Source organism: Methanomethylovorans hollandica DSM 15978 (assembly GCF_000328665.1).
Taxonomy (GTDB): Archaea; Halobacteriota; Methanosarcinia; order Methanosarcinales; family Methanosarcinaceae; genus Methanomethylovorans; species Methanomethylovorans hollandica.
Window position 1 is genome coordinate 89,335 of sequence record NC_019972.1, and the last position, 23,133, is coordinate 112,467.

The 23,133-nt window shown below is 34.1% G+C and carries 26 protein-coding genes and 1 pseudogene; 10 read left to right on the plus strand and 17 right to left on the minus strand.

Annotation, left to right across the window (positions count from 1 at the left end; all coding sequences use genetic code 11):
* Nucleotides 1-5: 5 nt before the first annotated feature.
* The 4 genes from METHO_RS12220 to METHO_RS12235 form a co-directional block, all read right to left on the minus strand.
* Nucleotides 6-905, minus strand: a complete 900-nt coding sequence (locus METHO_RS12220) for an ABC transporter permease (protein ID WP_015313821.1) — start codon at nucleotides 903-905, stop codon at nucleotides 6-8.
* Between the two features lie 174 nt (nucleotides 906-1,079).
* Nucleotides 1,080-1,490 (minus strand): hypothetical protein, encoded by a 411-nt coding sequence (locus METHO_RS12225; RefSeq protein ID WP_015313822.1) that lies wholly within the window; start codon nucleotides 1,488-1,490, stop codon nucleotides 1,080-1,082.
* A 482-nt stretch (nucleotides 1,491-1,972) separates the two neighbouring features.
* Nucleotides 1,973-2,662: a hypothetical protein gene (locus METHO_RS12230; protein WP_015313823.1), complete on the minus strand. Its 690-nt coding sequence runs from the start codon at nucleotides 2,660-2,662 to the stop codon at nucleotides 1,973-1,975.
* Nucleotides 2,663-2,713: 51 nt separating this feature from the next.
* Nucleotides 2,714-2,956 carry a hypothetical protein gene (locus METHO_RS12235; RefSeq protein WP_015313824.1) on the minus strand — a complete coding sequence of 81 codons (243 nt, stop codon included), beginning with the start codon at nucleotides 2,954-2,956 and terminating at the stop codon, nucleotides 2,714-2,716.
* 108 nt (nucleotides 2,957-3,064) lie between these two features.
* Between METHO_RS12235 and METHO_RS12240 the strand changes: the two genes are divergently transcribed.
* On the plus strand, nucleotides 3,065-3,538 hold the full coding sequence (locus tag METHO_RS12240) for a hypothetical protein (protein ID WP_015313825.1): 474 nt from the start codon (nucleotides 3,065-3,067) through the stop codon (nucleotides 3,536-3,538).
* 132 nt (nucleotides 3,539-3,670) lie between these two features.
* Here METHO_RS12240 and METHO_RS12245 read toward each other — a convergent pair whose 3' ends face one another.
* From METHO_RS12245 to METHO_RS12255, 3 genes are all read right to left on the minus strand, one after another.
* Complete coding sequence (locus METHO_RS12245; protein ID WP_015313826.1) at nucleotides 3,671-4,240, minus strand: stage II sporulation protein M; 570 nt, start codon at nucleotides 4,238-4,240, stop codon at nucleotides 3,671-3,673.
* Between the two features lie 280 nt (nucleotides 4,241-4,520).
* Nucleotides 4,521-4,721 carry a hypothetical protein gene (locus METHO_RS12250; protein ID WP_015313827.1) on the minus strand — a complete coding sequence of 67 codons (201 nt, stop codon included), beginning with the start codon at nucleotides 4,719-4,721 and terminating at the stop codon, nucleotides 4,521-4,523.
* A 397-nt stretch (nucleotides 4,722-5,118) separates the two neighbouring features.
* Nucleotides 5,119-5,319, minus strand: a complete 201-nt coding sequence (locus tag METHO_RS12255) for a hypothetical protein (protein WP_015313828.1) — start codon at nucleotides 5,317-5,319, stop codon at nucleotides 5,119-5,121.
* 477 nt (nucleotides 5,320-5,796) lie between these two features.
* Here METHO_RS12255 and METHO_RS12260 point away from each other — a divergent pair, with 477 nt between their 5' ends.
* Together METHO_RS12260 and METHO_RS12265 are read left to right on the plus strand one after the other, a co-directional pair.
* The gene (locus METHO_RS12260; RefSeq protein WP_015313829.1) at nucleotides 5,797-6,132 is read left to right on the plus strand and encodes a putative transcriptional regulator; all 336 of its coding nucleotides are present in this window, start codon (nucleotides 5,797-5,799) and stop codon (nucleotides 6,130-6,132) included.
* 54 nt (nucleotides 6,133-6,186) lie between these two features.
* Entirely contained in the window at nucleotides 6,187-6,831 is a 645-nt protein-coding gene (locus tag METHO_RS12265) for a YIP1 family protein (protein WP_015313830.1), read from the plus strand.
* 40 nt (nucleotides 6,832-6,871) lie between these two features.
* Here the strand turns inward: METHO_RS12265 and METHO_RS13455 are convergent.
* Nucleotides 6,872-7,554, minus strand: a protein-coding gene (locus METHO_RS13455) for an IS1 family transposase (RefSeq protein ID WP_156811300.1) whose coding sequence is annotated in 2 segments (ribosomal slippage) — nucleotides 6,872-7,231 and nucleotides 7,234-7,554 — 681 coding nt in all. Because the reading frame shifts where the segments join, the coding sequence is not laid out codon by codon here.
* A 45-nt stretch (nucleotides 7,555-7,599) separates the two neighbouring features.
* Between METHO_RS13455 and METHO_RS12280 the strand changes: the two genes are divergently transcribed.
* From METHO_RS12280 to METHO_RS12305, 6 genes are all read left to right on the plus strand, one after another.
* Complete coding sequence (locus tag METHO_RS12280) at nucleotides 7,600-8,802, plus strand: COG1361 S-layer family protein (protein ID WP_015313832.1); 1,203 nt, start codon at nucleotides 7,600-7,602, stop codon at nucleotides 8,800-8,802.
* A gap of 12 nt (nucleotides 8,803-8,814) precedes the next feature.
* On the plus strand, nucleotides 8,815-9,495 hold the full coding sequence (locus METHO_RS12285) for an ABC transporter ATP-binding protein (RefSeq protein WP_015313833.1): 681 nt from the start codon (nucleotides 8,815-8,817) through the stop codon (nucleotides 9,493-9,495).
* Nucleotides 9,483-10,643, plus strand: a complete 1,161-nt coding sequence (locus METHO_RS12290; RefSeq protein WP_015313834.1) for an ABC transporter permease — start codon at nucleotides 9,483-9,485, stop codon at nucleotides 10,641-10,643. Before METHO_RS12285 ends, METHO_RS12290 begins: the two co-directional genes overlap by 13 nt.
* 371 nt (nucleotides 10,644-11,014) lie before the next feature.
* Nucleotides 11,015-12,436: a hypothetical protein gene (locus METHO_RS12295; protein WP_015313835.1), complete on the plus strand. Its 1,422-nt coding sequence runs from the start codon at nucleotides 11,015-11,017 to the stop codon at nucleotides 12,434-12,436.
* Nucleotides 12,437-12,713: 277 nt separating this feature from the next.
* Nucleotides 12,714-13,550 (plus strand): viperin family antiviral radical SAM protein, encoded by an 837-nt coding sequence (locus METHO_RS12300; RefSeq protein WP_015313837.1) that lies wholly within the window; start codon nucleotides 12,714-12,716, stop codon nucleotides 13,548-13,550.
* A 106-nt stretch (nucleotides 13,551-13,656) separates the two neighbouring features.
* A complete protein-coding gene (locus METHO_RS12305) occupies nucleotides 13,657-14,550 on the plus strand; it encodes a YecA family protein (protein ID WP_015313838.1) in 894 nt (297 codons plus the stop codon).
* A gap of 50 nt (nucleotides 14,551-14,600) precedes the next feature.
* On the opposite strand, the gene METHO_RS12310 is transcribed toward METHO_RS12305, so the two are convergent.
* The 9 genes and pseudogenes from METHO_RS12310 to METHO_RS12355 all read right to left on the minus strand — a co-directional run bounded on the left by METHO_RS12310 (nucleotide 14,601) and on the right by METHO_RS12355 (nucleotide 21,688).
* Nucleotides 14,601-14,999: a DUF1699 family protein gene (locus tag METHO_RS12310; protein ID WP_015313839.1), complete on the minus strand. Its 399-nt coding sequence runs from the start codon at nucleotides 14,997-14,999 to the stop codon at nucleotides 14,601-14,603.
* Nucleotides 15,000-15,304: 305 nt separating this feature from the next.
* Nucleotides 15,305-16,585, minus strand: coding sequence for an ATP-binding protein (locus METHO_RS12315; protein ID WP_015313840.1), 1,281 nt, complete (start codon nucleotides 16,583-16,585; stop codon nucleotides 15,305-15,307).
* A gap of 403 nt (nucleotides 16,586-16,988) precedes the next feature.
* Nucleotides 16,989-17,499 (minus strand): annotated as a pseudogene (locus METHO_RS12320) (IS1 family transposase); the annotation flags it as partial.
* A 63-nt stretch (nucleotides 17,500-17,562) separates the two neighbouring features.
* A complete protein-coding gene (locus METHO_RS12325; RefSeq protein ID WP_015313842.1) occupies nucleotides 17,563-18,138 on the minus strand; it encodes a hypothetical protein in 576 nt (191 codons plus the stop codon).
* A gap of 286 nt (nucleotides 18,139-18,424) precedes the next feature.
* Entirely contained in the window at nucleotides 18,425-19,552 is a 1,128-nt protein-coding gene (locus METHO_RS12330) for an ISH3 family transposase (RefSeq protein WP_156811331.1), read from the minus strand.
* Nucleotides 19,553-19,589: 37 nt separating this feature from the next.
* Nucleotides 19,590-19,883: a hypothetical protein gene (locus METHO_RS12335; RefSeq protein ID WP_015313844.1), complete on the minus strand. Its 294-nt coding sequence runs from the start codon at nucleotides 19,881-19,883 to the stop codon at nucleotides 19,590-19,592.
* A gap of 2 nt (nucleotides 19,884-19,885) precedes the next feature.
* A protein-coding gene (locus METHO_RS13460; RefSeq protein WP_156811301.1) for an IS1 family transposase occupies nucleotides 19,886-20,568 on the minus strand; the annotation gives its coding sequence in 2 pieces (ribosomal slippage) (nucleotides 19,886-20,245 and nucleotides 20,248-20,568; 681 coding nt in all).
* 39 nt (nucleotides 20,569-20,607) lie between these two features.
* Nucleotides 20,608-21,159: a hypothetical protein gene (locus METHO_RS12350; protein WP_015313846.1), complete on the minus strand. Its 552-nt coding sequence runs from the start codon at nucleotides 21,157-21,159 to the stop codon at nucleotides 20,608-20,610.
* 43 nt (nucleotides 21,160-21,202) lie between these two features.
* Nucleotides 21,203-21,688: a hypothetical protein gene (locus tag METHO_RS12355; RefSeq protein ID WP_015313847.1), complete on the minus strand. Its 486-nt coding sequence runs from the start codon at nucleotides 21,686-21,688 to the stop codon at nucleotides 21,203-21,205.
* A 976-nt stretch (nucleotides 21,689-22,664) separates the two neighbouring features.
* Here METHO_RS12355 and METHO_RS12360 point away from each other — a divergent pair.
* Nucleotides 22,665-22,901 carry a hypothetical protein gene (locus tag METHO_RS12360; protein ID WP_015313848.1) on the plus strand — a complete coding sequence of 79 codons (237 nt, stop codon included), beginning with the start codon at nucleotides 22,665-22,667 and terminating at the stop codon, nucleotides 22,899-22,901.
* Nucleotides 22,902-23,133 lie beyond the last annotated feature (232 nt).

The following is a 23,133-nucleotide window of genomic DNA, read 5'->3' on the forward strand; positions in this document are numbered from 1 at the left end:
TTCCCTCAATTGGTAATGTCTTGTTTCAAAAAAGATACAAATGACATGATGAAAAGAGTTATAATCGTTGATATCAGGACTATAATATCAGTAATGTACTCTTTTAACCACTGTCCAATCGTATAATTTGCATCAAATATTCCACGAATACTATCCAGATCATTTTTCGAAAAACCTCCCCAAGTCATACAAGGGTGTCCGATTACAAGTTCAGAATAATAATGTACAGGAGTTAATTTCTGAAGTTGGGCATTAAGGTCCATAGCTTGTTCATTATTACCGAGGTCAAGTAGAGATTGGCCTGTGAACATTGTTGAAATGACTAAGGCAAAGCTACCAAATACCACACATAATATCAACCAAATACAAATGCCATAACTGAGAGAATTAATAGAATCTTTTGATATTGTTGAAATGAATATTCCTAGCATGAGGAAAACGGATAGATAAAGATAGTTAATTATTGCAAATAAAAAGATCCTGTTTAATTCCTCGGAGGTTATCTGAACACCAGAAATCAATATCATTGTTCCAATGGATGCTATCATCGAAATGAATACAATTAGTATAAGAGTTATCATTGCACCTAATACTTTTCCGGCAATAATACTATCTCTATATACTGGTTGCGTTAAAAGTACATTTAGAGATGCATTTCTTTTTTCCTTAACAATTCGGTCAAAGCCGAGAGTTATTCCAAAAAGAGGTAAAAAAACAGCAATTATTTGAGCTACATCGACAAATCCCATATCAAGAAAATTTGTATTTTCAGCATTGTTGTGATAACTGAAAGAAAATAAAATTAACGTAAAAATTGAAAGGAGTAAAAGGAATCTAGTACTCCACAAATCATCAGCAAATTCCTTTTGTGCTATTACTATACAATTCTTAATATTCAGATTCATGTTATTCAGTAGTCCTTATTATTTTATCTGAGTCGTAAATAATTCATAATATTGTACCCTTGTGTGCTTTTATGGAAGTTTGTTAATAATGATATTTTTAGGGGAATTGTTCTGTTATTTATTTGATCATTATTTTTAAAAAATTAAATTAGAGAAGGTTCTCTTCTCTAATTATCAGTACACAAAGTTTCTTCCAGCTATGAATTGATATGACGATTGTGTTCCTTTTGTAATTTTGATGCGAGGAGGAGTAGAACTTGACAATTGATTTGCATAATGATCAACTGTTGGATGTGCAACCCTTGCATCAATATTGGTACTAGTTTTGTATAAATACATGGATCCACCAGCTGTATAAAAAGTGTTCTGGAGGTCTATGTAACAACTATCACCTGTAGTGACAGTAAATTTATACCAATCCCCTGCACTCTTACAGGTCCCACTCCAAATATCAATATCTCCATTTGGAACAGATATTGATGTTGCTGTGCTGTACGAGGACCCACCTGATGCTGATGCTGCTCCAGTAGCGACGAGCAGAACAAGCATCATTAGTCCTAATTTTACTAAACTGTTTATTTTCATTTTCTACCTCTTGTTCTTTACTCCAGAGGCAGGACAGCAATGATTATACACAAGTAAAACCAATATTGTCTTGCCTTTGGGCAATCTGGGATCCGAATCGACTCTGAAAGTTTAGTTCGGATCCCTCTCACATTATCTAAATGTGATAAATGATTGTAATCATCGATCTTATTAAACTATTATGGCCACTACCCGAACGGATAAGAACAGTTTCACTATATCCTTGTTTTTATATTATCTCAATTCGGTTTTATTGAAAAGGAAGTGAAATGAAAATAATGATAAAACCATATCATGAGGACAAGTCTACAGAACAAGACTGTTTTTATTGATACAATGTATTGTTTTTTCTTAGAAGGACATCAACATTAGCTTTAAATATGATTATTTTTTCAGAGTCAGCCGAGATATTATTATTTTTGATTCATTAGATAACAATACTATCTAAACAAAAAAAGTCTATAGGGATTTCGTACTACTAACTACGTATCCCTGTATACACCGCCTCCACTTCCAAGAAACCCGTCAACTTTTGTCCATCCTTTTTGAGGCCCTAATAATTTGACGTTCATCCAATCCGAATAATCGTTCTCTTGACATCCCATGATCCACCATTCATTGTAACCATCTGCCATAATTGTGATATCTACAATTGCATTAGGAGATGTTTCGTATTCTGCATATAGAATACTTTCATAATCATACTGCTTTCTGAAAGAATACCCTTCGTCATTTGTGGGTTTGACATTGTATTTTGGACGTAGTACCAGATCATTAATGAGGGGGTCCAATGTATCGATGGTACGGTTTGGGAAAATCATTGTTGAACGGGAATGGAGCGTGGGATTTATTTTATCGGTCTTCATGGAAAGCATAAGCCCATGTTCTGTTTCTATAAGGGAATAATTCCATGAGTTATCATTGTTATTGAAGTTGTTTTTGATAATATCTTCTCCAATAGCAGAGATATTATTCAGAGCCATGAGTGGTAGATAAAGAGTCATATTTTTTAGGGTAGCATTGGGCGATATCTCAACTGTATATCCATAATTACTCTGGTAGCTTTGGTTATATATTTCCTGGTTTCTGTCCTCTATCCATGAAGATATTACAAAAAAACCGATTACTGATACAAGAAAAAATATGATCATCACTTTGAACAGTGTTCTCATCTATAGTACTCCGAAAGCGTTTATGGTAGTTATTTTCTTAATAGGTGCAGTTTATTTTCGAATTGTTTTGTAAGACACGTATATCAATAGAAATATCCCTGCAGATATCATCAGGCCTGCGCTATATCCAGCATCTGGGCCAGGTGATACAAGGTTCTTTCCGGTAATTATTGCGTATGCTAATGATGGTAAAGCTATGATAATAGGAGTAAGTACCAATGTTTTTCCTACTATCTCTAATGTACGCAGACATTCATCGTTCAAATTCTCATCATCTTTTACTGTTGGTTGCATTTTCTCTCCCCCTAAGCACATTGCATAAATATATCCAATGAGTAGCTACTTCCATACTACTAGTGAATTGTGGCCACAGCCTGAACTGTCACATATCAGGAGAAGCAAATGTCGAGAACTAATCTGGAATCAAAGGAATTGTTAGGATATATAGTAGGATTCGGTGTTTTTCTGATCTGGTCTTTTTCAATGCTTATGTCTGTAGAAAAAACCACTCCAATATCTGATTGGATTATGTATGGTCCGATAGCATTCTCTTTAGCATCGTGTCACTACCTTTTATCAAAGAACGTTATTGACTCCAACAAAAAGATAGATGATAAGATCAGTATTATGAGCAATGTAATTGGCATGATATTATGGTATGCTGTAATAGTCATCATATCACCGCGGTACATACTAATCAGCGATGTTAATTTGGCTGGAGGATATATTCTCATATTCTTGATATACTTTATATCAAGAAGTCGGCTTGCTGAAACACAAAGATCAAAAGAGTTTACTTTCAATTTCTTTATCTTACTGATTATGATTTTCAATCATGTTGCTGATTTGTTGATGCCTTATATATTCCCAAAATAAAAAATCCACATTTTATTTTTTTATGCATATTGCATTATTGTGTTCGTTTGCATTTCCATACCAACATATTCAGCACTACTATATTTTTCTCATGATCGACACAGGTTATTCAAGCATCTTTTCTATTGGTTCTTATGCAAAGAGTATTTCTGCAATTTTTTGTGTCACGTTCGCTTCGATGAAAGCAGCTACAACAACAAGAGCAAATGAAGTTCCTGCGAGCAAAAGAAAATCTGTAATTTCGTTTCTATTCAGAAAATACTCTTTTTTGTTTGTGATATACCGTATGAGTTCACAAGGTATTTTAAAACCTGCAGCTCCTGCAATCCACATTGCAGGTAGTTCGAATAATGCATGAGGAATTATAAGTGCCATAGCTTTTGTAATTGAATAATACTGAAATGCACTTGCTGTAGCTGCTCCAAATATCAATCCATTTGTAAACAAGTTTAGTACTGTTATCGATCCAAGAAAAATAGACCCAAAAAGCAGATACAAAAGTACGAGTCCATTTCTCTGAATTAACATGATCGTTGTTAAATGATCATTTCCCGGAGTAAACATTTCATTGACATAACTTGTGTTTTGTGTATCCGAGAAATGATACAAAGAAAAGATGGCAACAATAGTTCCTAAAAGAAATGTTCCAAATGAAGCCCATAGAAGGCTTTTGTTTCTCCTCGCTAACGACAATATTGCCATGATATTATAATTTAATTACTAGTGTTTTTCTGCTTCTTTGAAATGTGGAATTTACCGAAGTAGAAAATTCCAATTAGAAATACGATGACTCCTATAACTGTCAAGTATATTGATAGGTTAAAGAAACTTGCGATTATAACAATCAAAGATCCAATTGATACTAAAAGCAAACCAATATTCTGCATGTTCTTTGAACTATTCTCTAGCATATTATCACAATCTTGACTTAAAGTACTATTTTGTAGTGTGCGCACACCTTATATGTTGATTGATCTAAGCATTAGAGTGAGAATGTGTCTGCACCAACCAATGCCCAAGCTACACTTGCTGGAATTGTTGCATAGCCAGCTGTTACAAGTATTGATATAACTACGCTTGCAGTACCAGCAGCAAGTATAGCCCAAACCAACCAGTTAGGTGGATGGTATATACCAACTTGTGCAAGTATACCGACAACAGACGCAGCTGCCATTAACACCATATATTTTTCACCTCCACATGTTTGAATGTTGAGCTAATTAGCAACAAATCATGGAGATCATTCTATATAAAATGACAATGTGCATGTAAGTTATCTAAAGTATGTGTAACTTTATATATAAGTATATGTGTAGGTATGTTTATTTTTTTCTATAATATGTGATATTTAGGTATCCTCTAAAATACTCAACAAAAGATTATTTTCGTGGAGAGCAGAAGAAGCACGAGTAAATAAAAAGTTGTGAAACGAGATCATTTTTCAAAATTAACAGTTAACGCAATTGAAGTTATAAAAATAGTAAAAAAATGATTTAATCGTTAAAAGTATCCTGTTTCGAAATATAATTAGTGATTATGTTGTGGTGTGCGCACACCTTATATGTTGATTGATTTAAGCATTAGAGTGAGAACGAATTAGCACCAACCAATGCCCAAGCTACACTTGCTGGAATTGTTGCATAGCCAGCTGTTACGAGTATTGATATAACTACGCTTGCAGTGCCTGCAGCAAGTATTGCCCAAACTAACCAGTTAGGGGGATGGTATATACCAACCTGTGCAAGTATACTGACAACAGACGCAGCTGCCATTAATACCATATATTTTCACCTCCGTATGTTTAAATGTTGAGCTAATTAGCAATAAGTCATGGAGAATCATTGTATATAAAATAACAATGTGTATGTACGTAGTCTAGAATGGATGTAACTTAATATACAAGTAGATATGTAGACATGCATTTTTTTATATATTGATTACGATATATTTGGATAATCTTAAATACTTTACAACAGCTTACCTTTCTGTTAAACATATAAAATAATATAATTAATTGTTTAAGGTAAGACTTCACGTTATGGGCATACACAAACTAATCTACTGTGTTAGTTGTAAAATCATAATAAGATGGGAATGGAGGATTATGTGAGATTAATCTGGCATTAATGCTAAAATATATTAAATTGTGGTAAACTCGTGGAGACTAACGGTGGTGGTGTTGGAATCTAATTGTGCATTAATATCCTTTAGATCTGCGAGCACCCATATACAAGAAAAGATATTAAAGGGTGTAAATAGTGGAACAAGAAGTTATTTTAGACAGGCAAATAAAGGATTGTGATCCGAAGCTAATCCGTTCTTTAATGAGAAGTGAAGTTAGGAAATCTATTCTATTATATTTGTATGATATTTATCCTCTATCATCGTATCCTGCTGAGATTGCTCGTCGTGTAAATGCGAATCCAATCAATGTAATTGGAGCTATTAAAGGGGTTAAGACTCGTTATAATTGCTCAAGCTCACTGCTTCATCTTGGGATAATTTCAGTGATCGAGGACAATGGATTGAAATTTTATCAAATATCTGAAACAGGAATTGAATTGGCTAAACATTTGATAGAAATATCAGATTGAACTACAACTCATTGAAATGTTTACGCTGCTTTCTATAAAGGAGATACATAAACAATGTTGGATATAAAAGGTGTTCTGCTTGATCCGAATGATTTTTTCAGAAAGAAGACTAATGAAAAAGTAAGCTTAAAGGAACCATTTTTTATTGTATTGATTAACAGTATTATTGCTGTAATATCAAGTATGCTAGTAATGAAAAAAGTCATGACTATGCTTCCATCTGAGATATCAACGTATATGGTTCCAGGTTTAGCAGTTGGTACAATCGTAGGCATAATTGCATCATTTTCGTTCTGGTTGATTTTTTCGGGTATCATTTATGTTATTTCAAGTCGTTTTAACTCGAGTGGTTCGTTTAAAAGAACAATAGAATTTGTTGGTTATGGGTATATTCCAAAGGCCTTTGCAGCATTTATTGGGTTATTGGTATTGTATTTGATACTACCCTCAATAGATGTCTCGACACAAAATTCACAGTTAATGCAACAAAGCATCGATCAGTTGATTTCGCATAATCCATTATTATGGATATATCAGTTTGTAGGAATTCTGTGTGCTTTGTGGAGTGCAAATATTTGGATTTTTGCGACTTCATATGCTAGAAAAATATCGGTAAAAAATGCTTTTTTTTCACTGCTGATCCCTGTTGGACTTGCGCTTGTATATAGTACATATAATTTGGTAAATTCGATAACATGATGCAAAGAGAAAATTACAGATATATTTTATTTTGGCATTGTTAATTAAACATCGCTAACTCTTTATTTCTATATTTCATTAAGAGGATAACAGAATACTTCAGCATTTCAATACTCTTTGTATAACACTTGGACTTTCTTCTCAATCTTGCCAGAAAGTGTCTCAATATGCTGTTATATCCTTCAACAGTATATGTTTCAGCTTTGGATTGAGTATGAATAGTTTCTGGAAGAAACTCTGCATATGCCTTCCAGTGATCAGTCATCACTTCGCCTATCTTCTTCCTCTCTAACTTTTCCCAAAGTTGTTGTCCGGTTTCCGTTCCTCTGCTACCAAAAGAGCAGTCGATGAACTTTTTCCCAACTCTATCAACAGCAATCCAGATCCAGCAGTATTTTTTTTGTTCCCGATGTAGGTGTGCATCTCATCAAATTCAACGATATTTATCTCATTTTCACTCTTCAAGTCCTCCATATCCTTACCATATTTCTTTATCCAATTTTGTACAGAAACATGGCTGACCCCTAATATACGTCCTATTGAACGAAATCCTAATCCCTCCAGATAGAGTTGCAAAGCCTGCCGTTTAACAAAAGCAGAGCTTGCAGTTGATTTGAGCTCTACTGAATAGTTATATCCACAATCATGACATTGGTATCGTTGGCGTTCACTTATTTTTCCGTTCTTTTTATGATTAGGGCTTTTACACCTGGGACAGTTCATGCAGAACTATAAGTCCTAATAACATATAACCATGTTTACTTACCAATGCCTTTATTTTTAATTATTCTGACTCTGGTTGTCACTCCTGTTAAAGGGGAGACAACTATCAGACCAACTGTAGTTGTAGATTATGAAATCGATCCAGCTGTATATATGCCAGGGGATAATGGCACAGTTACGATAATACTCGAAAATAAGGCAGACGGAGAGGTTTATGTTCAGGAAGAAGATGAGACTTTTGATATGAATGCCTATATTTCAAGTGCAATTGTCGGAGGGGATAAAGATATTGAAGTTTTGGACAGCGGTTACTCAAATATTGGTCTTCTAGGTCCAGGCGATACGATAAAATTGGTTTTTAATATTCAAGTTAAATCAAATGCTTCTAATGGTGTCCACTTTTTGTATTTTGATTTAATTGGCGGAAGTAATATGGATGATTTTAACTACAAGATCCCAATAACAGTTGATGACAGGAATATTCAATTGATAATGGCAAATTATCCATCGGTTGTAATTAATGAAGTATCAACAATAAGTGTTGATATTGCTAATATACGCCCTAATTCTGTATCCAACGTTATTGTAAAACCTATAGGAAAGGATATCTCCTTTACCCCATCTGAAGTTTTTATTGGAACTATTTCCGGAGGAAACAAATCCAATATATCATTTAATATGAATACTGTTGGATTGAATCCAGGATCCAAAGATATCTCATTTTTAGTTTCATATTACAATGGAAATAATTATCATAGTCTAGAGGGACCAAAAACATCTATAAACGTAATGAACCAATCTGAATTGCTTTTATCCGATGTTAGTATTGAAAATATAGGCAGCAAATATACAATTACAGGGAATCTTAACAACGTTGGAATTAAGGATGTAAAAAATGTAGTGATATCTGTCCTTAAATCTGATAACATTGAGCCTTTACAGCCAAATGTACGTTATTTTATAGGTTCCCTGGAAGCAGATGATTTCGGTAGTTTTGAATTATCAGCTCAGGTTAATTCCTTAAATAAATCTAGTATTCCAGTTCAGATAGAATATAGAAACATAGATAATGCCTATACTCATGTTACTGAATCGATTGATTTAGAGAGCAGTATACCTGATCAGAACTCTCAGGTTTTATCTAATAATACTACTATTTTGCCAATTGCAGTTATTGTTGCATTATTATTGTGTGTTGGAATCGTGGGTATTATCAGAAATTCTTGGAAAAAAAGGGAAAATATCTAATCAGTGATTTTGATGCAAAACAATATTCTTGAATTGAGAGATGTAACAAAAATATACAAGATGGGGTCTTGTGATATTCGTGCTTTGAATAAAATCAATATCTCGATTAAAAAAGGGGATTTTGTAACGATCATGGGTCCTTCGGGTTCTGGAAAATCTACGCTTCTTAATATGATAGGTTGTCTCGATCTCCCGACTGAAGGAACAATCAGATTGAATAATCAAGATTTATCTACTCTCGATGACGATGAGCTAACGATAATTCGTAGGGATAATATTGGATTCATTTTCCAGCAGTTTAATCTGATACAAACGCTGACGGCAATTGAAAACATTGAAATGCCAATGATTTTCAGTAAAGAATCTGCACATGAACGAAGAAATAAAGCACTTCTATTGCTTGAATGTGCAAATCTAGAACAAAAATATATGGATCATAAACCAAGAGAACTTTCAGGAGGTCAGCAGCAACGAGTTGCAATAGCTCGTGCTCTTGCAAATAATCCCCCTATTATTCTTGCAGACGAGCCAACTGGAAATCTAGATACTAAAACTGGCCATAGTGTAATGGAACTTTTAAGGGATTTATGTAATAAAGGCAAAACTGTGATTGTTGTTACTCATGATTCAAGGCTTGTTGAATATTCAAATCGAGTGATTGAAATAAAAGATGGTGACGTATGCAGCGTATAATTAATATTGGAAATATGTATGCAGAATTAGCAAAAAGAAATCTGCAACGTCATAATGCACGTACAATTCTGGCAACAATAGGAATAATAATTGGTGTAATTGCTATTTCATCGACTGGAATTCTGGGAAATAGCCTAAAATTATCTGTTACTAAGTCCCTTGGAGAAGCAGGTAATGAAATTATCTTATATCCTGCATATGGTGAATCAGGTATATCTGATAAACAGATAAATCAGGTATCTAAAGTTGAAGGTATTGAGCGTCTAATCCCGATTTTATCGAATAGTATAGAGGTATCAAACAGTGATGAATCAACCTATGCCACAATATATGGTGTTAGTAAAGATGATCTATATTATTTAGTAGAAATCGATACAGGACGTTTTTTTTCAAGCGATTCAAAAGATTGTGTGATTGGTTCAAGTTTAGCTGAGTCATTGAATATAAAAACAGGTGACAAATTAACGTTTAATGAATTCAAATATAGAGTGGTTGGTATACTCAAAGAGGAAGGATTTGGTATTGGGATAAGTCCAGATAATGCAATTTTTGTTGCTCCAGAAAGGTATAATAATTTGTATGATGACCAGGATGATGGATATACATCTGTAGTTTTGAAAATAAAAGATATTCATGATATTGAAAGTGTAAAAGAATCTATAGATGAAAGATTAAATAAAAAAGAAGATGTTGTAGAGGTATTAGCAACCGATACCATGTTAAAAAGTATAAATACAATATTTACTTCGATTTCTTTGTTTTTAATGGGTATAGGATCTATTTCATTACTAGTAGCAGGTGTTGGAATTTTGAATGTTATGTTGATGTCTGCAATGGAACGCACGAAAGAAATAGGGATAATGAAAGCTGTAGGAGCATCTAGAAATGATATTCTCAAAATGTTTATTCTGGAAGCACTCTTTTTAGGGATACTTGCGAGCCTTATATGTGGTGTGTTAAGCTTTGGAGTTGGGCTCTTCGTAGATCTTCTTATACTAAAGGATCTTTCATATTTGTTTATGCCATCAACGATTTTGTACATAATCGTTGGAATTGCATTTGGGATTCTTACAAGTCTTGTTGGTGGTGTCTACCCGGCCTGGAAAGCATCAAAAATGCATCCATTAAACGCACTTCGGTACGATTAATCTAATCCGGAGGATTTCCGAATATACCAAAAATATACTATTATCGGAGTGAACTACCATCCTGTTCAACGGGCGGTAGTTCACTGTCATATAATTTTTTATTAAACTGTCTTTTTTGTAACATATGGGACTTAATAACGATACATCGAACCAGAATATAAAAAGATATATATGTATTAAATTATATTATTATATTGCTTGCATGTATTTGGAATTCAAGCTGACAATTAAGTTGGTTTGAATATCCAATTCATTTTTCGTGTTAATATAAATTCAATTTTAGAAATATTGTACATTTCGGCCTTAAATTAGACAATAATTATAGATTATTTGACATAATCTTAAATAGTATTGACAATATCCGTCTCTTCATGGCAAATACAACTGATTTGAAAGACAAAATTATTGATTTACTAAAAAGCTCTAAAAACGCTCTATCAGCAGCAGATATCTATAATAATCCCCAGATAAAAAAAGATAGACGACTTATCGATTACCATTTAAAAAAACTTGTAGAACAGGAATTCATTCAGAAATCGGATGACAAAAAATACTCTATTAATGTAGACAAAGTAGAGGATATAAGGTATCTGTCTAATAAGATTCTATCTTTACTAATGGAAAAGGAATGTAGTCCTAAAGAAATCGAAATGGAATTGTACTATGAAGAGGGGACAATATTTCGTGCTATTAGTTTTCTTGAAACTGAAGGTTTTATAAAAGAAGGAAAGGAATCGCTTAAGAAAAGAAACTATGTTCCTAGAAAAGGGAGAACAACTCTTGTCATAAGTCATTTCAGAGAATCAACATACACTCCTACTTATTTAGGATATTCGAAGATAGGATATTGCCCATTGTGCAAACAGAAAATACGTAACGAAGAAGTTATAGTAGTTTCTTTCAAGCATTCGGATCTAGGTATAACAAGCGTTAATCCATGGGTATCAATAAAGATCCATTCAAAATGTATGTCAAAATCTAAAGCATATGAAGAAACATATCATGAAATTGAATCATCAATGGTATGCTCTTATTGTGGCTTACCCCTGACCCCTAAGACACTGCCTGATATTAAAATTGGTTATAAACAACTGATTAATTACTTTTCAGAATACGAATTTGACTCTATCCGTTTGCTTGAAGACATTAAACATAGCTGGAAAGTTCCTTTTAGCCCCCCCGGAATTAAAGATAAGTACAAAATTCATCCTGACAACTCGACTATAAAAGGAGTTTATGAAACAGCACAAATCCAGATGCCTGAATGGTTGAGTGATCGAATCGAAGAAGATAAGAGCCTTCCTCAAGAATCATATGAATATATTTGCGATAAGCTTCGCGAATGTTTCACTGCAGTCTTTGAACAAGATCTTTCGATGTTATCAAATGCAGAAAAATTTCTAAAACTCCTTAAGGAGTATCGCTCAGAAATTCCAGATGGATACGATTTGAATAACAGGAGTAAAGAAATATGGAGTACAGCTTGTCAAATTAAAAACAATTATGAGCAGAATATCCAAATGCATTACAGTAAATTACTTGGTCCAGCTGCCAGTGTACATTCTTGCATCGATTGGGCTTTCGATGCAGAAGATTATGATTTTGATAAGATTATAGCAAGAGGCCTGAATTTTGAGAAAACATTGCCTCCTGTTGCTCAAACGTTTGCAATAAAACATGGTGAAGGGTATTATCATCCATATTGTGCTGATAAGCTCGGACTAAATTACATTCATCGCGATGAAAAAAGAGTCAAAGGAGGTGAAGAAGAACGACTAAAAAAGCCGGTATGACAAAAGGAGATGCGGCAAGAATCCAATCTCATGCTGATAGAACTGGTAAGAATCAGGATTTCAAGGCAAGAGCACAATCTGCTGCAGATAAAAAGTGAAATAGACTTCATGGAAGGCGAATGCTTTCCATGTATTTTCATACTCTATGTAAAAACAATAGCTTAAGGAGATAAATCTGTAAAAATTTATCTTTAATTTGAGCTAGATTGTTCAGTATTCGACAATCGGTTAGATGAAATCATGGAAAAATCCATAACAATTAAAGGGTTAGGATAAAATGTATGATAAACACGTTCGTTCAATTAACTGGCACATAACTGATAGGTGTAATTGCAACTGCATCTTTTGTTTTGCCCGAAATCTTGGAGAAGAAATAACGGATATAGAGGAAGCAGTAAAGCTTCTGGAATATCTAAAAAGTATCGGTATGCAGCGAATCAATTTTGCAGGGGGTGAACCAATGCTTCATCCACTTATTTTCGATTTAGTAAAGATTGCCAAAGAGATGGGCTTTGTTACATCGATAGTTTCTAATGGCTATTATCTGAATCAAGAATCGATCAAAAAGATATCTTTGTGGTTGGATTGGATTGGACTTTCCGTAGATAGCTGCTGTGAAGAAGTACAGTTCTCTTTAGGTAGAGGCAATGGAGATCATATTAGACATATACGAGAGATTGTTCCTTACATTCATGAAAACGGTATTAAGCTCAAGATAAACACAGTAGTAACAAAACTAAATTTCAGGGAGGATATGAAACCTCTCATCAAAGAGTTGAATCCTATACGATGGAAGATCCTTCAAGCTTTGCCGATTAAAGGTCAAAATGATAAAAACATACAGAATATTCAGGTATCTGGTATTGAATTTGATCAATTCATTAAAACGAATAAAGATATCGTATTGAGTAGTGGTGATAGTCCAGTATTTGAAACAAATGATGATATGGTTGATTCATATTTGATGATTGGACCCAATGGTTCAGTGATAAAAAACTCAAATATGGAGCACGCTGTTGAGGATATGAGAATCAATGGTATTGAAGAAATAGATAGTATTGTAGACTGGAAGAAATATCATCAAAGAGGTGGAGATCACTGGATCAGTCAGTAAAAGGGAATTGAATGCTAATAATAAAAGAAATATTTAAAATATTTTCGAAGAATCTAGAGAATTAGGGATTAAGCTAAAGCAAAAATAAAAACTGAAGGGATGAACAATGATGAAAACTGGTAGAAATGATTTATGTCAGTGTGAAAGTGACAAAAAATACAAGCATTGCTGTTTAGGAAAAAAGATTATGCCAATAGGCAAATATCTACTACCTTTTGGAATACAAGTAGATACGTATTCAATAGATGATATTGTAAAGCCATTTATTTCATCATCGAACGCATTCAAAAACTTTTACAAAAGCGAAAAGAGTAATATTAAGGATGATTTGTATTGGGTTAAATCAAACTTGGAAATAGAACAAAAATTAGGTTTTAGAAAAGGACAAATGGGTAAATTATATCGTGCTGTAGGAAAGAACGAAATTAAACGTTTTATAGTGCTAGAAGAAATACCGCCATCTATTAAAAATGATTATTTAATTACTCATGAGACAATGCATGATATCATTTTGAATGAGGGGTTTCCAGGAGTTACACCTCGAAAACCAAATCCATTTTCACATGAAGAATATAGTAAGAGAATACAACTTGCATCGGCACTTAGTAGTATGATTCATGACATGCTTTGTGATTCTCGCTTAAAGAAATATGGATTTTTCTTTGATGAGTTATACGATATAAAAATTCAAGGAGTTATTAGAAGTTTAGATCAATTCGATTGTAATAGAACTGGTAATTTAGGAAAGCTGTTTTATGTGTATCAATATTGTCTTACTAATCTGCAAAATAGTTTAAACGTGAACAATGAAACAAATATTTTAGGTCGATATAAACAACAGTATGCTATGAAGTATCCTGAAATCACACACGAAGGAAATGTTATTCTTGAACTAATTAATGATATCGGTTATGATACACCAAGCAAACTTACTGTATTGTACCAAGAAATATTTAAGAAACACAAACTTGAAAGTGAGTTTCTATTAGAGCAGAAGTAGTTGATTTGTGCCAGAAAGGAATGCCGATCAACTTGATCGGCATTATAGAATTAGGTGTTCTTGATGAAGAATGAAACGAAATCTCTACCAAGTCCGGTTTCTCTTACCAGCTTTTCAATTATATCTTCTTCTTGCATCCCACTCTGACGGCATTCACTTAGTTTGTCATATACCCTTTGGGAGATTTCAGAATACTCATTGATATCTTTACGGTGTCCCCATACATCGCCTTCAAGAAGCTCGATGTCCTGCATTTTGAGGTACATTATTGCAGAGTTGGACATAGTTCTCCTGTAAGAGTTAGGAATGTGGATAGCTTTAACCTGTGGACACTTCATGAAAAGTGAGAAGAGGTCTGTGTTAGATGGTCTGAACGCAAAATGTACAATTTCTTCATTTGGGCTCAATGTGCTGATCTCTTCCTTTGAGCTTACGACTCTTATTTTCATATGTTATACCTCTGTGATTGTGAAATATTGTTTTTTTGTAGGTGAATTTTTATCACCTGTATTAATTTACTCACACTAATCTATTTATAGTTAACCAAACTAGTTTTATACGCATAACACATAATACAAACTTATTTTATATGTATGAAAGAGGGTACAATAGTTGTTTAGTTATGAATCGGTCTTCTGACATTGTAGTATTTCTCTATTCGAACATATATCTAAGAGAAATAAGAACAGATAGAAGTATAGGGAATTCACAATAAATATGGGACATTGTCAAGGAGAGTATTTGTGGAATGATCTTAATCAAGTAACCATTTCCACACAGGCTTCACGAAGATTTTCCTTTCATCTATTTCAATCAAATCTTCAGTATCCTTTGTGAGTATGAGACCTTCCTGCAGGTCATAAGTTTTCATTGCTTCAATTAATCCTTCAAGCTCACGTTTTCTGTTATCCAGATTCAACTCCTTTGTCACCTGAATGACGCTCGTTATCCTGTTCTGTGTCTTTATCAGGAAATCGCACTCATATGTCCCTTTATGATAGAATACTTCACTCTGTCTTCTGATGAGCTCTATGAATACCAGATTCTCAAGCAGCCTGCCGTAATTTTCTGAGAACTTGAAAGACACAGCATTTATCAGACCCGTATCAAGGCAATAGATCTTCTTTGGATTAGCAAGCTGCTTCCTTAGAGAATAATCGAATTTGTTGATCGAATATAGAAGATATGAGTCTTCTGCATAGCTTAGGTACTCTTTAACAGTATCTGCTGATATTTCCAAGGCATTTGCTATGCTGTTGTAGGAAAAAGGCTTACCAACGTTTGAGATTATGAAATACAGCAGATTTATTACATCTCTGTTATTCCTCAGATTATGAGGAAAGATTATGTCCTTCAGGTATATTGTCTCATAATAGTTCTTCAGAAGCTCTTCCTTTATGTTGGTGTCCTCTTCCAGAGATATCCTGGGAAAAGAACCATGTTTTAGATATTCCTCAAACTCATGCCTTTTCTCCGCAGATGTAGGTTTTTTTATTCCTTTGAAATCCAAGTGCTCCTTGAAGGTCAACGGATAAACTGTTAATGAAAGGTACCTTCCAGAGAGACGTGTGATGGTCTTCTTCTTAAGCAGGGATGATGTGGACCCTGTCAAAATGAATTTCAGACGCTTGTCAGTATCGTACAATGTTTTCAGTGTCTGAGTCCAGTACTTGAAGTTCTGGACCTCATCAAGGAAAATATAGTATCTTTCTTTTTTTGTTGCAGCGATGTGATCTTCAATGATACTCGACAGGAGATTTACACTCTCTGTCTGGCTCTGGAACACAGGCTCATCAAGGTTCATGTACAGTACAGATTCTTCTTTATCTTCAGGCAGTCCAAGACTGCTAATGAGCTGGTATAGGAGAGTTGATTTTCCAGTCCTTCTGGCACCAAGTATCAGTAATATTTCTTCTGTTTCCAGATATTTGGATAAGAGTGGATAGTACCGAAGGCGGGATATTCCTGTACTGTAACTTTTTCCGAACCACCAGGGATTCTGCTTTTCCAGTACATCTTTTATCAGTTGTTCCATAATAACTAGTTGATTTCTATATTAGTTAAAAGTATCGATTATAATCTACGATTTAGTTAGATTTTGACGATCATAATCTATGGTTTTGAGTGTTATTACCAGGTATCTTCGTCAATTTGGCCACTATGCTATTCGGCATGGATGAAAGTGGCTTCTGAGAAGTCTTTGGTATACTCTTTTCTGAAATACTTGTTTGACATATCCTTTTCGATCATGTCTAATAGATGATATTATGGTAATTAAAAATAGTTATATTTATTTTTAACTTTTGTTTAAAAAATACGATTATACTTTATTATTTCAATACAATTCAAATAATAGTTTTTTATTTATCTAAAATTATATGGGCTTTTTATATTATGCGGTTGTAACCTTCAACAGTATATGTTCCAGTTTTTGATTACGAATGAGTAGTCCCAAGACGAAACTTTGCATATGCTCTCCAGTGATCAGTCATTACTTCTCCTATCTCCTTGCTTTCTAACTTTTCCCAGAGCCGTTGTCCAGTTTCCTTTCCTGTTCGCCAAAAGAGCAGTCGATGAATTTTTTCCTAACTCTATCAACAACAATCCAGATCCAGCAATATTTTTTTTGTTCCCTATGTAAGTGTGCATCTCATGTAATTCAACGACAGATATCTCATTTTCACTTTTTAGTTCCTCTAATTCCGGACCAAATTTCTTTATCCATTTCTGGATAGAAACATGGCTCACCCCTAATAAACGTCCTATTGAACGAAATCCTAATCCTTCCAGATAGAGCTGTAAAGCCTGTCGTTTAACAGAAGTAGAACTGGCAGTTGATTTGAGCTCTACTGAATAGTTATATCCACAATCACAGCATTGATATCGTTGCCTTCCACTTATTTTCCCGTTCTTTTTATGATTAGGATTTTTACATCTGGGGCAGTTCATACAGAGATATAAGTTCTCATAAGATATATCTATTTTTAATTACCACATTTGAATAAGTTAGTATCATAACATTTCGGGCATTGTTTTGTGCAATGGGCAATCAATCAAGCCCAATGTGATCAATTCTTTTTCAATTGATGTTTGGTTTTTCCGAAGAATCTTGGCCAATTCTATGGTATCTATCCCTTCTGAAAATTTATTTCTCATCAAGGTTACTTCTTCTTCATTCCATAAGTTTGCACCATTTTGCTTATCATTTGAAATCCCATCCTCAGAACTAGAATAAATTCTTTTATTTAAGTTCAATGTGCAATTATCCCTAGAATTACAAGCATCGCATATTTTAACACTGGCAGCACTTGGTTTTATAAGACCCAATCTCTCCAGTTTAGCTATTATACCATATTTGGTTCTTTCGAGGATATGAGAAATCTCATCAATACTTTTCTTTTCATGGAACATTTCTACTAATTTTACTATATCCTCTTCATCCCATGGTGTAAGATATTTTGGAAATTCCTTTCTCACTTCTTCAACTGCTGGAGAATAATTATTTGTTTTTTCAATAAGACCTAAGTCCATTAGCTTATTTTCAATAGCTGTAGGTTTCCGTTCCAGAATATCTGCTATATAAGACATATCTTTGTTTTGTGAAAACAATCTGGTCAACTGGTTTATGTCTCTTTCAGACCAAATCTGCCCATGTTTTGGATATTTTTGAAGTATCAACTGTCTATTTATAGATGCAGTTGTCTTTCCAAGTATTTTTGCTATCTCTTCGATTGATGTTCCCTTGGAATGCTCTTCATCAAGCTTTTTGTTTTCTTCAACTGACCATTTTTTATCATAGCGTGGGCATTCTTCAGAATATGTACATTCAGTACTTAGCTAATTTTATCTCCATCTTGTTCCTGCCACTGTTGAATTATCTTAAACACTGCACTACTAACTGAATTCTTAACTTTCTTCTTAACCATTCTTCAACAAACAGAATAAATCTGGCAAACCTGAACTTATCCTCATCAATAGTTATTGGACCTGTTTTTGCTATTGTGAAATGCTTTTTCTGGAGGTAAAGCCATGCATTTCTGAGCAGGAATGATAGAAGCGTAAAGAAATATCTGAAAGTCACATCTCTTGTTGATGTTCTTGGTTTGACTATATTTCTCATCCTGTACGAGGACTCGATAGCAAATCGTCTTCTATAGACCGTACTAATCTTTCTTGGAGGCCATTTTACCCCATAAACAACAAACCCAAGGTTTTCACATCCATGTTTACCTCTTTTACCTTTGAGGTACTTTACATCAATTACAAAGTCTAAGTGAACTTCTTTCTTTTGAGCATTCTTCATTACATACTCAGTAGACCTTGCTTTTCTCCCATCTAGTAGTTGCTTTACCTCATTTCCCCTTTTTACTATTGGTATGATATGGGGGATATTCCTGTTCTGTAAGAACTCAAACACATCTACAGAATTGAATTCTCGATCTAAACAAAGTACCTTGATATTGAAATTTAGTTTTCCAATGAGATCTACAAAATAAGTAAGGTAATCGACCTTTGTTTTATTCGTCTCAACCGGAAGAACTGCAATAGTATACCTCTCATTCTTGTTTATAATTGAAAGTGATACATATGAATAAAATGAGTTTGTAGATTTCTTGGCCTGACTACGTATCACATAGCCTTCATTGGATGAATCAGTCGTTCCGTAATAAGGATCATTTGTAAAATCGATAGCAAACTCATACTTTTTCATTGATTTTAGAGTACTGACAAAGGCTTGAAGAAGAATATTCTCATTTACCTTGATAAGCTCTGCAAGATTCAGTTTCTTGAGATGATATCTTAAAGACGTCTCACAGGGAATCTCTTGATAGTGTTTTGATGCAGAGTGAACTGAACTATTATCCACTGCCATACAGATAGCAGTGTAAAAAAGATCTTTGAGGGTCAGTGAACCATTTATCTTAATGTCGATATTATCTAAGAGTGGTTTAAGAGCAGTATCAATACATTGTTTTGGCCTTAATTCGACTTTATCACAGATCCTTGAATTGAATGGGAGAAATGACATATGGCGGCGTTCACGCCGCATATAAAGATATCGGAAGGAGTTGCGATGTGGCTAAATTGAAATTAGCGAAGTACTGACATTGATTACATTTATATGGAGATCCCATTTTTTTGGCGCTTCTTTCCATTTTCCAATACATGCTTGAATCTGTAATATCTTTGAGAAAACGGGAGCGATCTAATTCTATCATATGAATGACTGCTTCGTATGGGAGATATTCTTGTATTATTTTAAGAGAATCTTCATTTAATGCATGGTTATTTGTGATAAGTTGCTCAATCCCATTGGTTACAATATTTGGCATTGTTAATTAAACATCGCTAACTCTTTATTTCTATATTTCATTAAGAGGATAACAGAATACTTCAGCATTTCAATACTCTTTGTATAACACTTGGACTTTCTTCTCAATCTTGCCAGAAAGTGTCTCAATATGCTGTTATATCCTTCAACAGTATATGTTTCAGCTTTGGATTGAGTATGAATAGTTTCTGGAAGAAACTCTGCATATGCCTTCCAGTGATCAGTCATCACTTCGCCTATCTTCTTCCTCTCTAACTTTTCCCAAAGTTGTTGTCCGGTTTCCGTTCCTCTGCTACCAAAAGAGCAGTCGATGAACTTTTTCCCAACTCTATCAACAGCAATCCAGATCCAGCAGTATTTTTTTTGTTCCCGATGTAGGTGTGCATCTCATCCAGTTCAACGATATTTATCTCATTTTCACTCTTCAAGTCCTCCATATCCTTACCATATTTCTTTATCCAATTTTGTACAGAAACATGGCTGACCCCTAATATACGTCCTATTGAACGAAATCCTAATCCCTCCAGATAGAGTTGCAAAGCCTGCCGTTTAACAAAAGCAGAGCTAGCTGTTGATTTTATCTCTACTGAATAGTTATATCCACAATCATGGCATTGGTATCGTTGGCGTTCACTTATTTTTCCGTTCTTTTTATGATTAGGGCTTTTACACCTGGGACAGTTCATGCAGAACTATAAGTCCTAATAACATATAACCATGTTTACTTACCAATGCCCAATATTTATGCATTCTTTTCCATATAGCATGGATGTTAGTTTATTAATTGAAATTATGACAATGCATAAGTTGTTGCAGTCAAACCCCATATTTTCAAGAGCAAAAGCATATGCTTCTGCTTGTATTGTTTGATTTTTGTAAAGACTATAAGGATTGCCAGATGTTGTTTTAAATTCAATCAGGAAAATAGGTTTACCTTTTGAATAAATTATTCCGTCTGGAGTACCGCAGAAAAGGATTTCGTTAATCTCAAAGTACAAAGGAAAAGTACATGCATAAAAACGACTGTTAGCAATAGAATCAATAATTTGTTCTAAATCTACTTCTTCAGCGGAAAATACTTCTTCATGGATAAACGTTCCTTCAATTTCCTTTTCTGAAGTTTCTTTTCCAACACTATATTCATAATCTAGTTGTTGTTCGCAAAAATACTGTTTAGCAAAGTGAGATATCGGTACATAAGATAAGTTGAATCTTGTTTTGGATTGACAGGGCTGAACTTTTTTTCTTAAAGAATCCTTCCAATTGATAATATTCATGCTATCAACTACAAATTAATTGAGTGTAGAAAATTCAAAAATTTTAAATATCAGGATTTCTCCAAATTAATGTTTCTTTGAGCTTACTTTGGAATAATTGAGGATAAGCACCAAAGACAGGAATTAGATGGACAGTTTCAGGATATCTGGGATCCTCGCCAAGACCCAGGCAGATATAGACTTTTTTGCCGCTGGTTTTCTCTACATCTCTGTATCTGTCTAATTGCCAGGATTTGCAGATCTCACAGACAAGTTGTCCTTTATCATTTCTGAAAAGCCCTGTTCGATATTTGGCTTCGATCCAGAACTCTTCGCGGGTTCTTTTATCCCTGAAGAGAAAATCAGGGTTCATACTTCGTTCTTCAAATCTCTCGCTATTTGAATTAAAGTCTCTTGTCATTTCCACAAGGTCAAATAATTTATCAGTGAATATCTCGTCAGAAACGAAATTTTCGAATCTGCCGCCTTTAATTTCAGGTCTTTTACTTTTGCCTGTTACGTCTTGAAGTAATTCTCCAAAGAAACCCATTTTTGATACCTTCGTTTTTAGGATTAAATACATTCACAAGGAGTTTAAATTGAATCTCATTCTATTTATATTATTCAGTTGGTTTCGTTTTTCCTTTTCATACATGAGGATATATTTCTATGATAAAAGGGTAGATCTCTAGTGGAGTTTCTGGGCTTGAATAATCCAGATAAAAATTGATCAAAAAATAGATTCATGTAACTAAAGCAGGGAACTACGAAGTCTTTAGTTTCCTGGACGAAATAGGCTCATAGAAAAAGTATCTAAACTGCCCTATCATGTAAACAGTAAATGTGTGAAAAAGCCCATTTGCAACATAGCTATAGCTTAAAGAAGGGACATTTTCATTTAATCCAATTTATTTATATTCTGCACTGAGTTTTTAAGTTTGTAAATTTACAAATTTTGAAACAACGATTATTCTAATTGAACTGCCTTATAAGCTCTGTCTTTCCCACTCTTCTCTTTCCTGTTATCAATAAAAAATAGGAACTGTTCTAATTAAGCAGTCGCGTGAGTGCCAGTTCTTTTTCTCTGTTGTAGAATTGCATAATCATTACTTTTGTAATCATTTGTTAGATCTAGGTGATCTCTGAGAAAGCTAGGTATGTAATTGAATCGGTTCTGCATGAATTCCAGCAAAGACAAGTGGTTAATTTCTTATGAATTTCATTATGGATCAAGGGACCTCTGAATAATACGAATCCAGATCATACTGATCATGTTCTGTAATTTCATTAATCAAACTCAAGAGACCAGTATCAGAAAGTATAATTTGCTCATATATCATTCAGACAGATAGCAAAACTAGTCTCATAAAGATTAAACGGTCGATTAAAAGTTTACTTCTTCATAGGTACGTTTTCTGAATAGAAGCGCAATAGCAATCACTATTATTCGAGCATTGCATGATCTTTTTATTTCGACCAGTGCCTGCTATCTCCGGAAAAGACCGCAGACATAATCGAAAAGATTAATGCTAGGTTATCTATCCCAGCCACGGGATAAGTCCCGGCGTGAGAGAATGCTTCCCTGTGAGACATGTGCACACGGAAGAAATATCACTGAAGGGCACATCCGTGTAAATGTAAAGACCTCGGCTAAAGATGAGGTCATGGACAAGATCGAACAGCAGAAAAGGTGTGGGCAGCTAGTGTTCGGGGATTATGTGCAATGTAAAAATGTGAGTGCTACAAAATATAAAGGTAGTTAGTAAAAATATGACTCCTTTACATCAAATTGTTTTGAACTGTAATTTTGAATAATAAGAAGAACTGACTATAATAGATAGATTGTGCCCTTTCAAAAGTACACTTTTAAAAGCATGTACTATAAATCAAAAGAGTGACTGAATTTTATAATAATAATGCATTGCCATACTTCTCCATTAATTTGAAGGGTAAATCTACTTTTAACTATTTATAGATAGCAAATTTATATATAAT

Excerpts from the sequence above, each read along its gene's own strand:
- METHO_RS12220 (WP_015313821.1), bottom strand. The coding sequence starts at position 905 with ATGAATCTGAATATTAAGAATTGTATAGTAATAGCACAAAAGGAATTT.
- METHO_RS12225 (WP_015313822.1), bottom strand. The coding sequence starts at position 1,490 with ATGAAAATAAACAGTTTAGTAAAATTAGGACTAATGATGCTTGTTCTG.
- METHO_RS12230 (WP_015313823.1), bottom strand. The coding sequence starts at position 2,662 with ATGAGAACACTGTTCAAAGTGATGATCATATTTTTTCTTGTATCAGTA.
- METHO_RS12235 (WP_015313824.1), bottom strand. The coding sequence starts at position 2,956 with ATGCAACCAACAGTAAAAGATGATGAGAATTTGAACGATGAATGTCTG.
- METHO_RS12240 (WP_015313825.1), top strand. The coding sequence starts at position 3,065 with ATGTCGAGAACTAATCTGGAATCAAAGGAATTGTTAGGATATATAGTA.
- METHO_RS12245 (WP_015313826.1), bottom strand. The coding sequence starts at position 4,240 with ATGGCAATATTGTCGTTAGCGAGGAGAAACAAAAGCCTTCTATGGGCT.
- METHO_RS12250 (WP_015313827.1), bottom strand. The coding sequence starts at position 4,721 with ATGGTGTTAATGGCAGCTGCGTCTGTTGTCGGTATACTTGCACAAGTT.
- METHO_RS12255 (WP_015313828.1), bottom strand. The coding sequence starts at position 5,319 with ATGGTATTAATGGCAGCTGCGTCTGTTGTCAGTATACTTGCACAGGTT.
- METHO_RS12265 (WP_015313830.1), top strand. The coding sequence starts at position 6,187 with ATGTTGGATATAAAAGGTGTTCTGCTTGATCCGAATGATTTTTTCAGA.
- METHO_RS12280 (WP_015313832.1), top strand. The coding sequence starts at position 7,600 with ATGCCTTTATTTTTAATTATTCTGACTCTGGTTGTCACTCCTGTTAAA.
- METHO_RS12285 (WP_015313833.1), top strand. The coding sequence starts at position 8,815 with ATGCAAAACAATATTCTTGAATTGAGAGATGTAACAAAAATATACAAG.
- METHO_RS12290 (WP_015313834.1), top strand. The coding sequence starts at position 9,483 with ATGCAGCGTATAATTAATATTGGAAATATGTATGCAGAATTAGCAAAA.
- METHO_RS12295 (WP_015313835.1), top strand. The coding sequence starts at position 11,015 with ATGGCAAATACAACTGATTTGAAAGACAAAATTATTGATTTACTAAAA.
- METHO_RS12300 (WP_015313837.1), top strand. The coding sequence starts at position 12,714 with ATGTATGATAAACACGTTCGTTCAATTAACTGGCACATAACTGATAGG.
- METHO_RS12305 (WP_015313838.1), top strand. The coding sequence starts at position 13,657 with ATGATGAAAACTGGTAGAAATGATTTATGTCAGTGTGAAAGTGACAAA.
- METHO_RS12310 (WP_015313839.1), bottom strand. The coding sequence starts at position 14,999 with ATGAAAATAAGAGTCGTAAGCTCAAAGGAAGAGATCAGCACATTGAGC.
- METHO_RS12315 (WP_015313840.1), bottom strand. The coding sequence starts at position 16,585 with ATGGAACAACTGATAAAAGATGTACTGGAAAAGCAGAATCCCTGGTGG.
- METHO_RS12325 (WP_015313842.1), bottom strand. The coding sequence starts at position 18,138 with ATGTCTTATATAGCAGATATTCTGGAACGGAAACCTACAGCTATTGAA.
- METHO_RS12335 (WP_015313844.1), bottom strand. The coding sequence starts at position 19,883 with ATGCCAAATATTGTAACCAATGGGATTGAGCAACTTATCACAAATAAC.
- METHO_RS12350 (WP_015313846.1), bottom strand. The coding sequence starts at position 21,159 with ATGAATATTATCAATTGGAAGGATTCTTTAAGAAAAAAAGTTCAGCCC.
- METHO_RS12355 (WP_015313847.1), bottom strand. The coding sequence starts at position 21,688 with ATGGGTTTCTTTGGAGAATTACTTCAAGACGTAACAGGCAAAAGTAAA.
- METHO_RS12360 (WP_015313848.1), top strand. The coding sequence starts at position 22,665 with ATGCTAGGTTATCTATCCCAGCCACGGGATAAGTCCCGGCGTGAGAGA.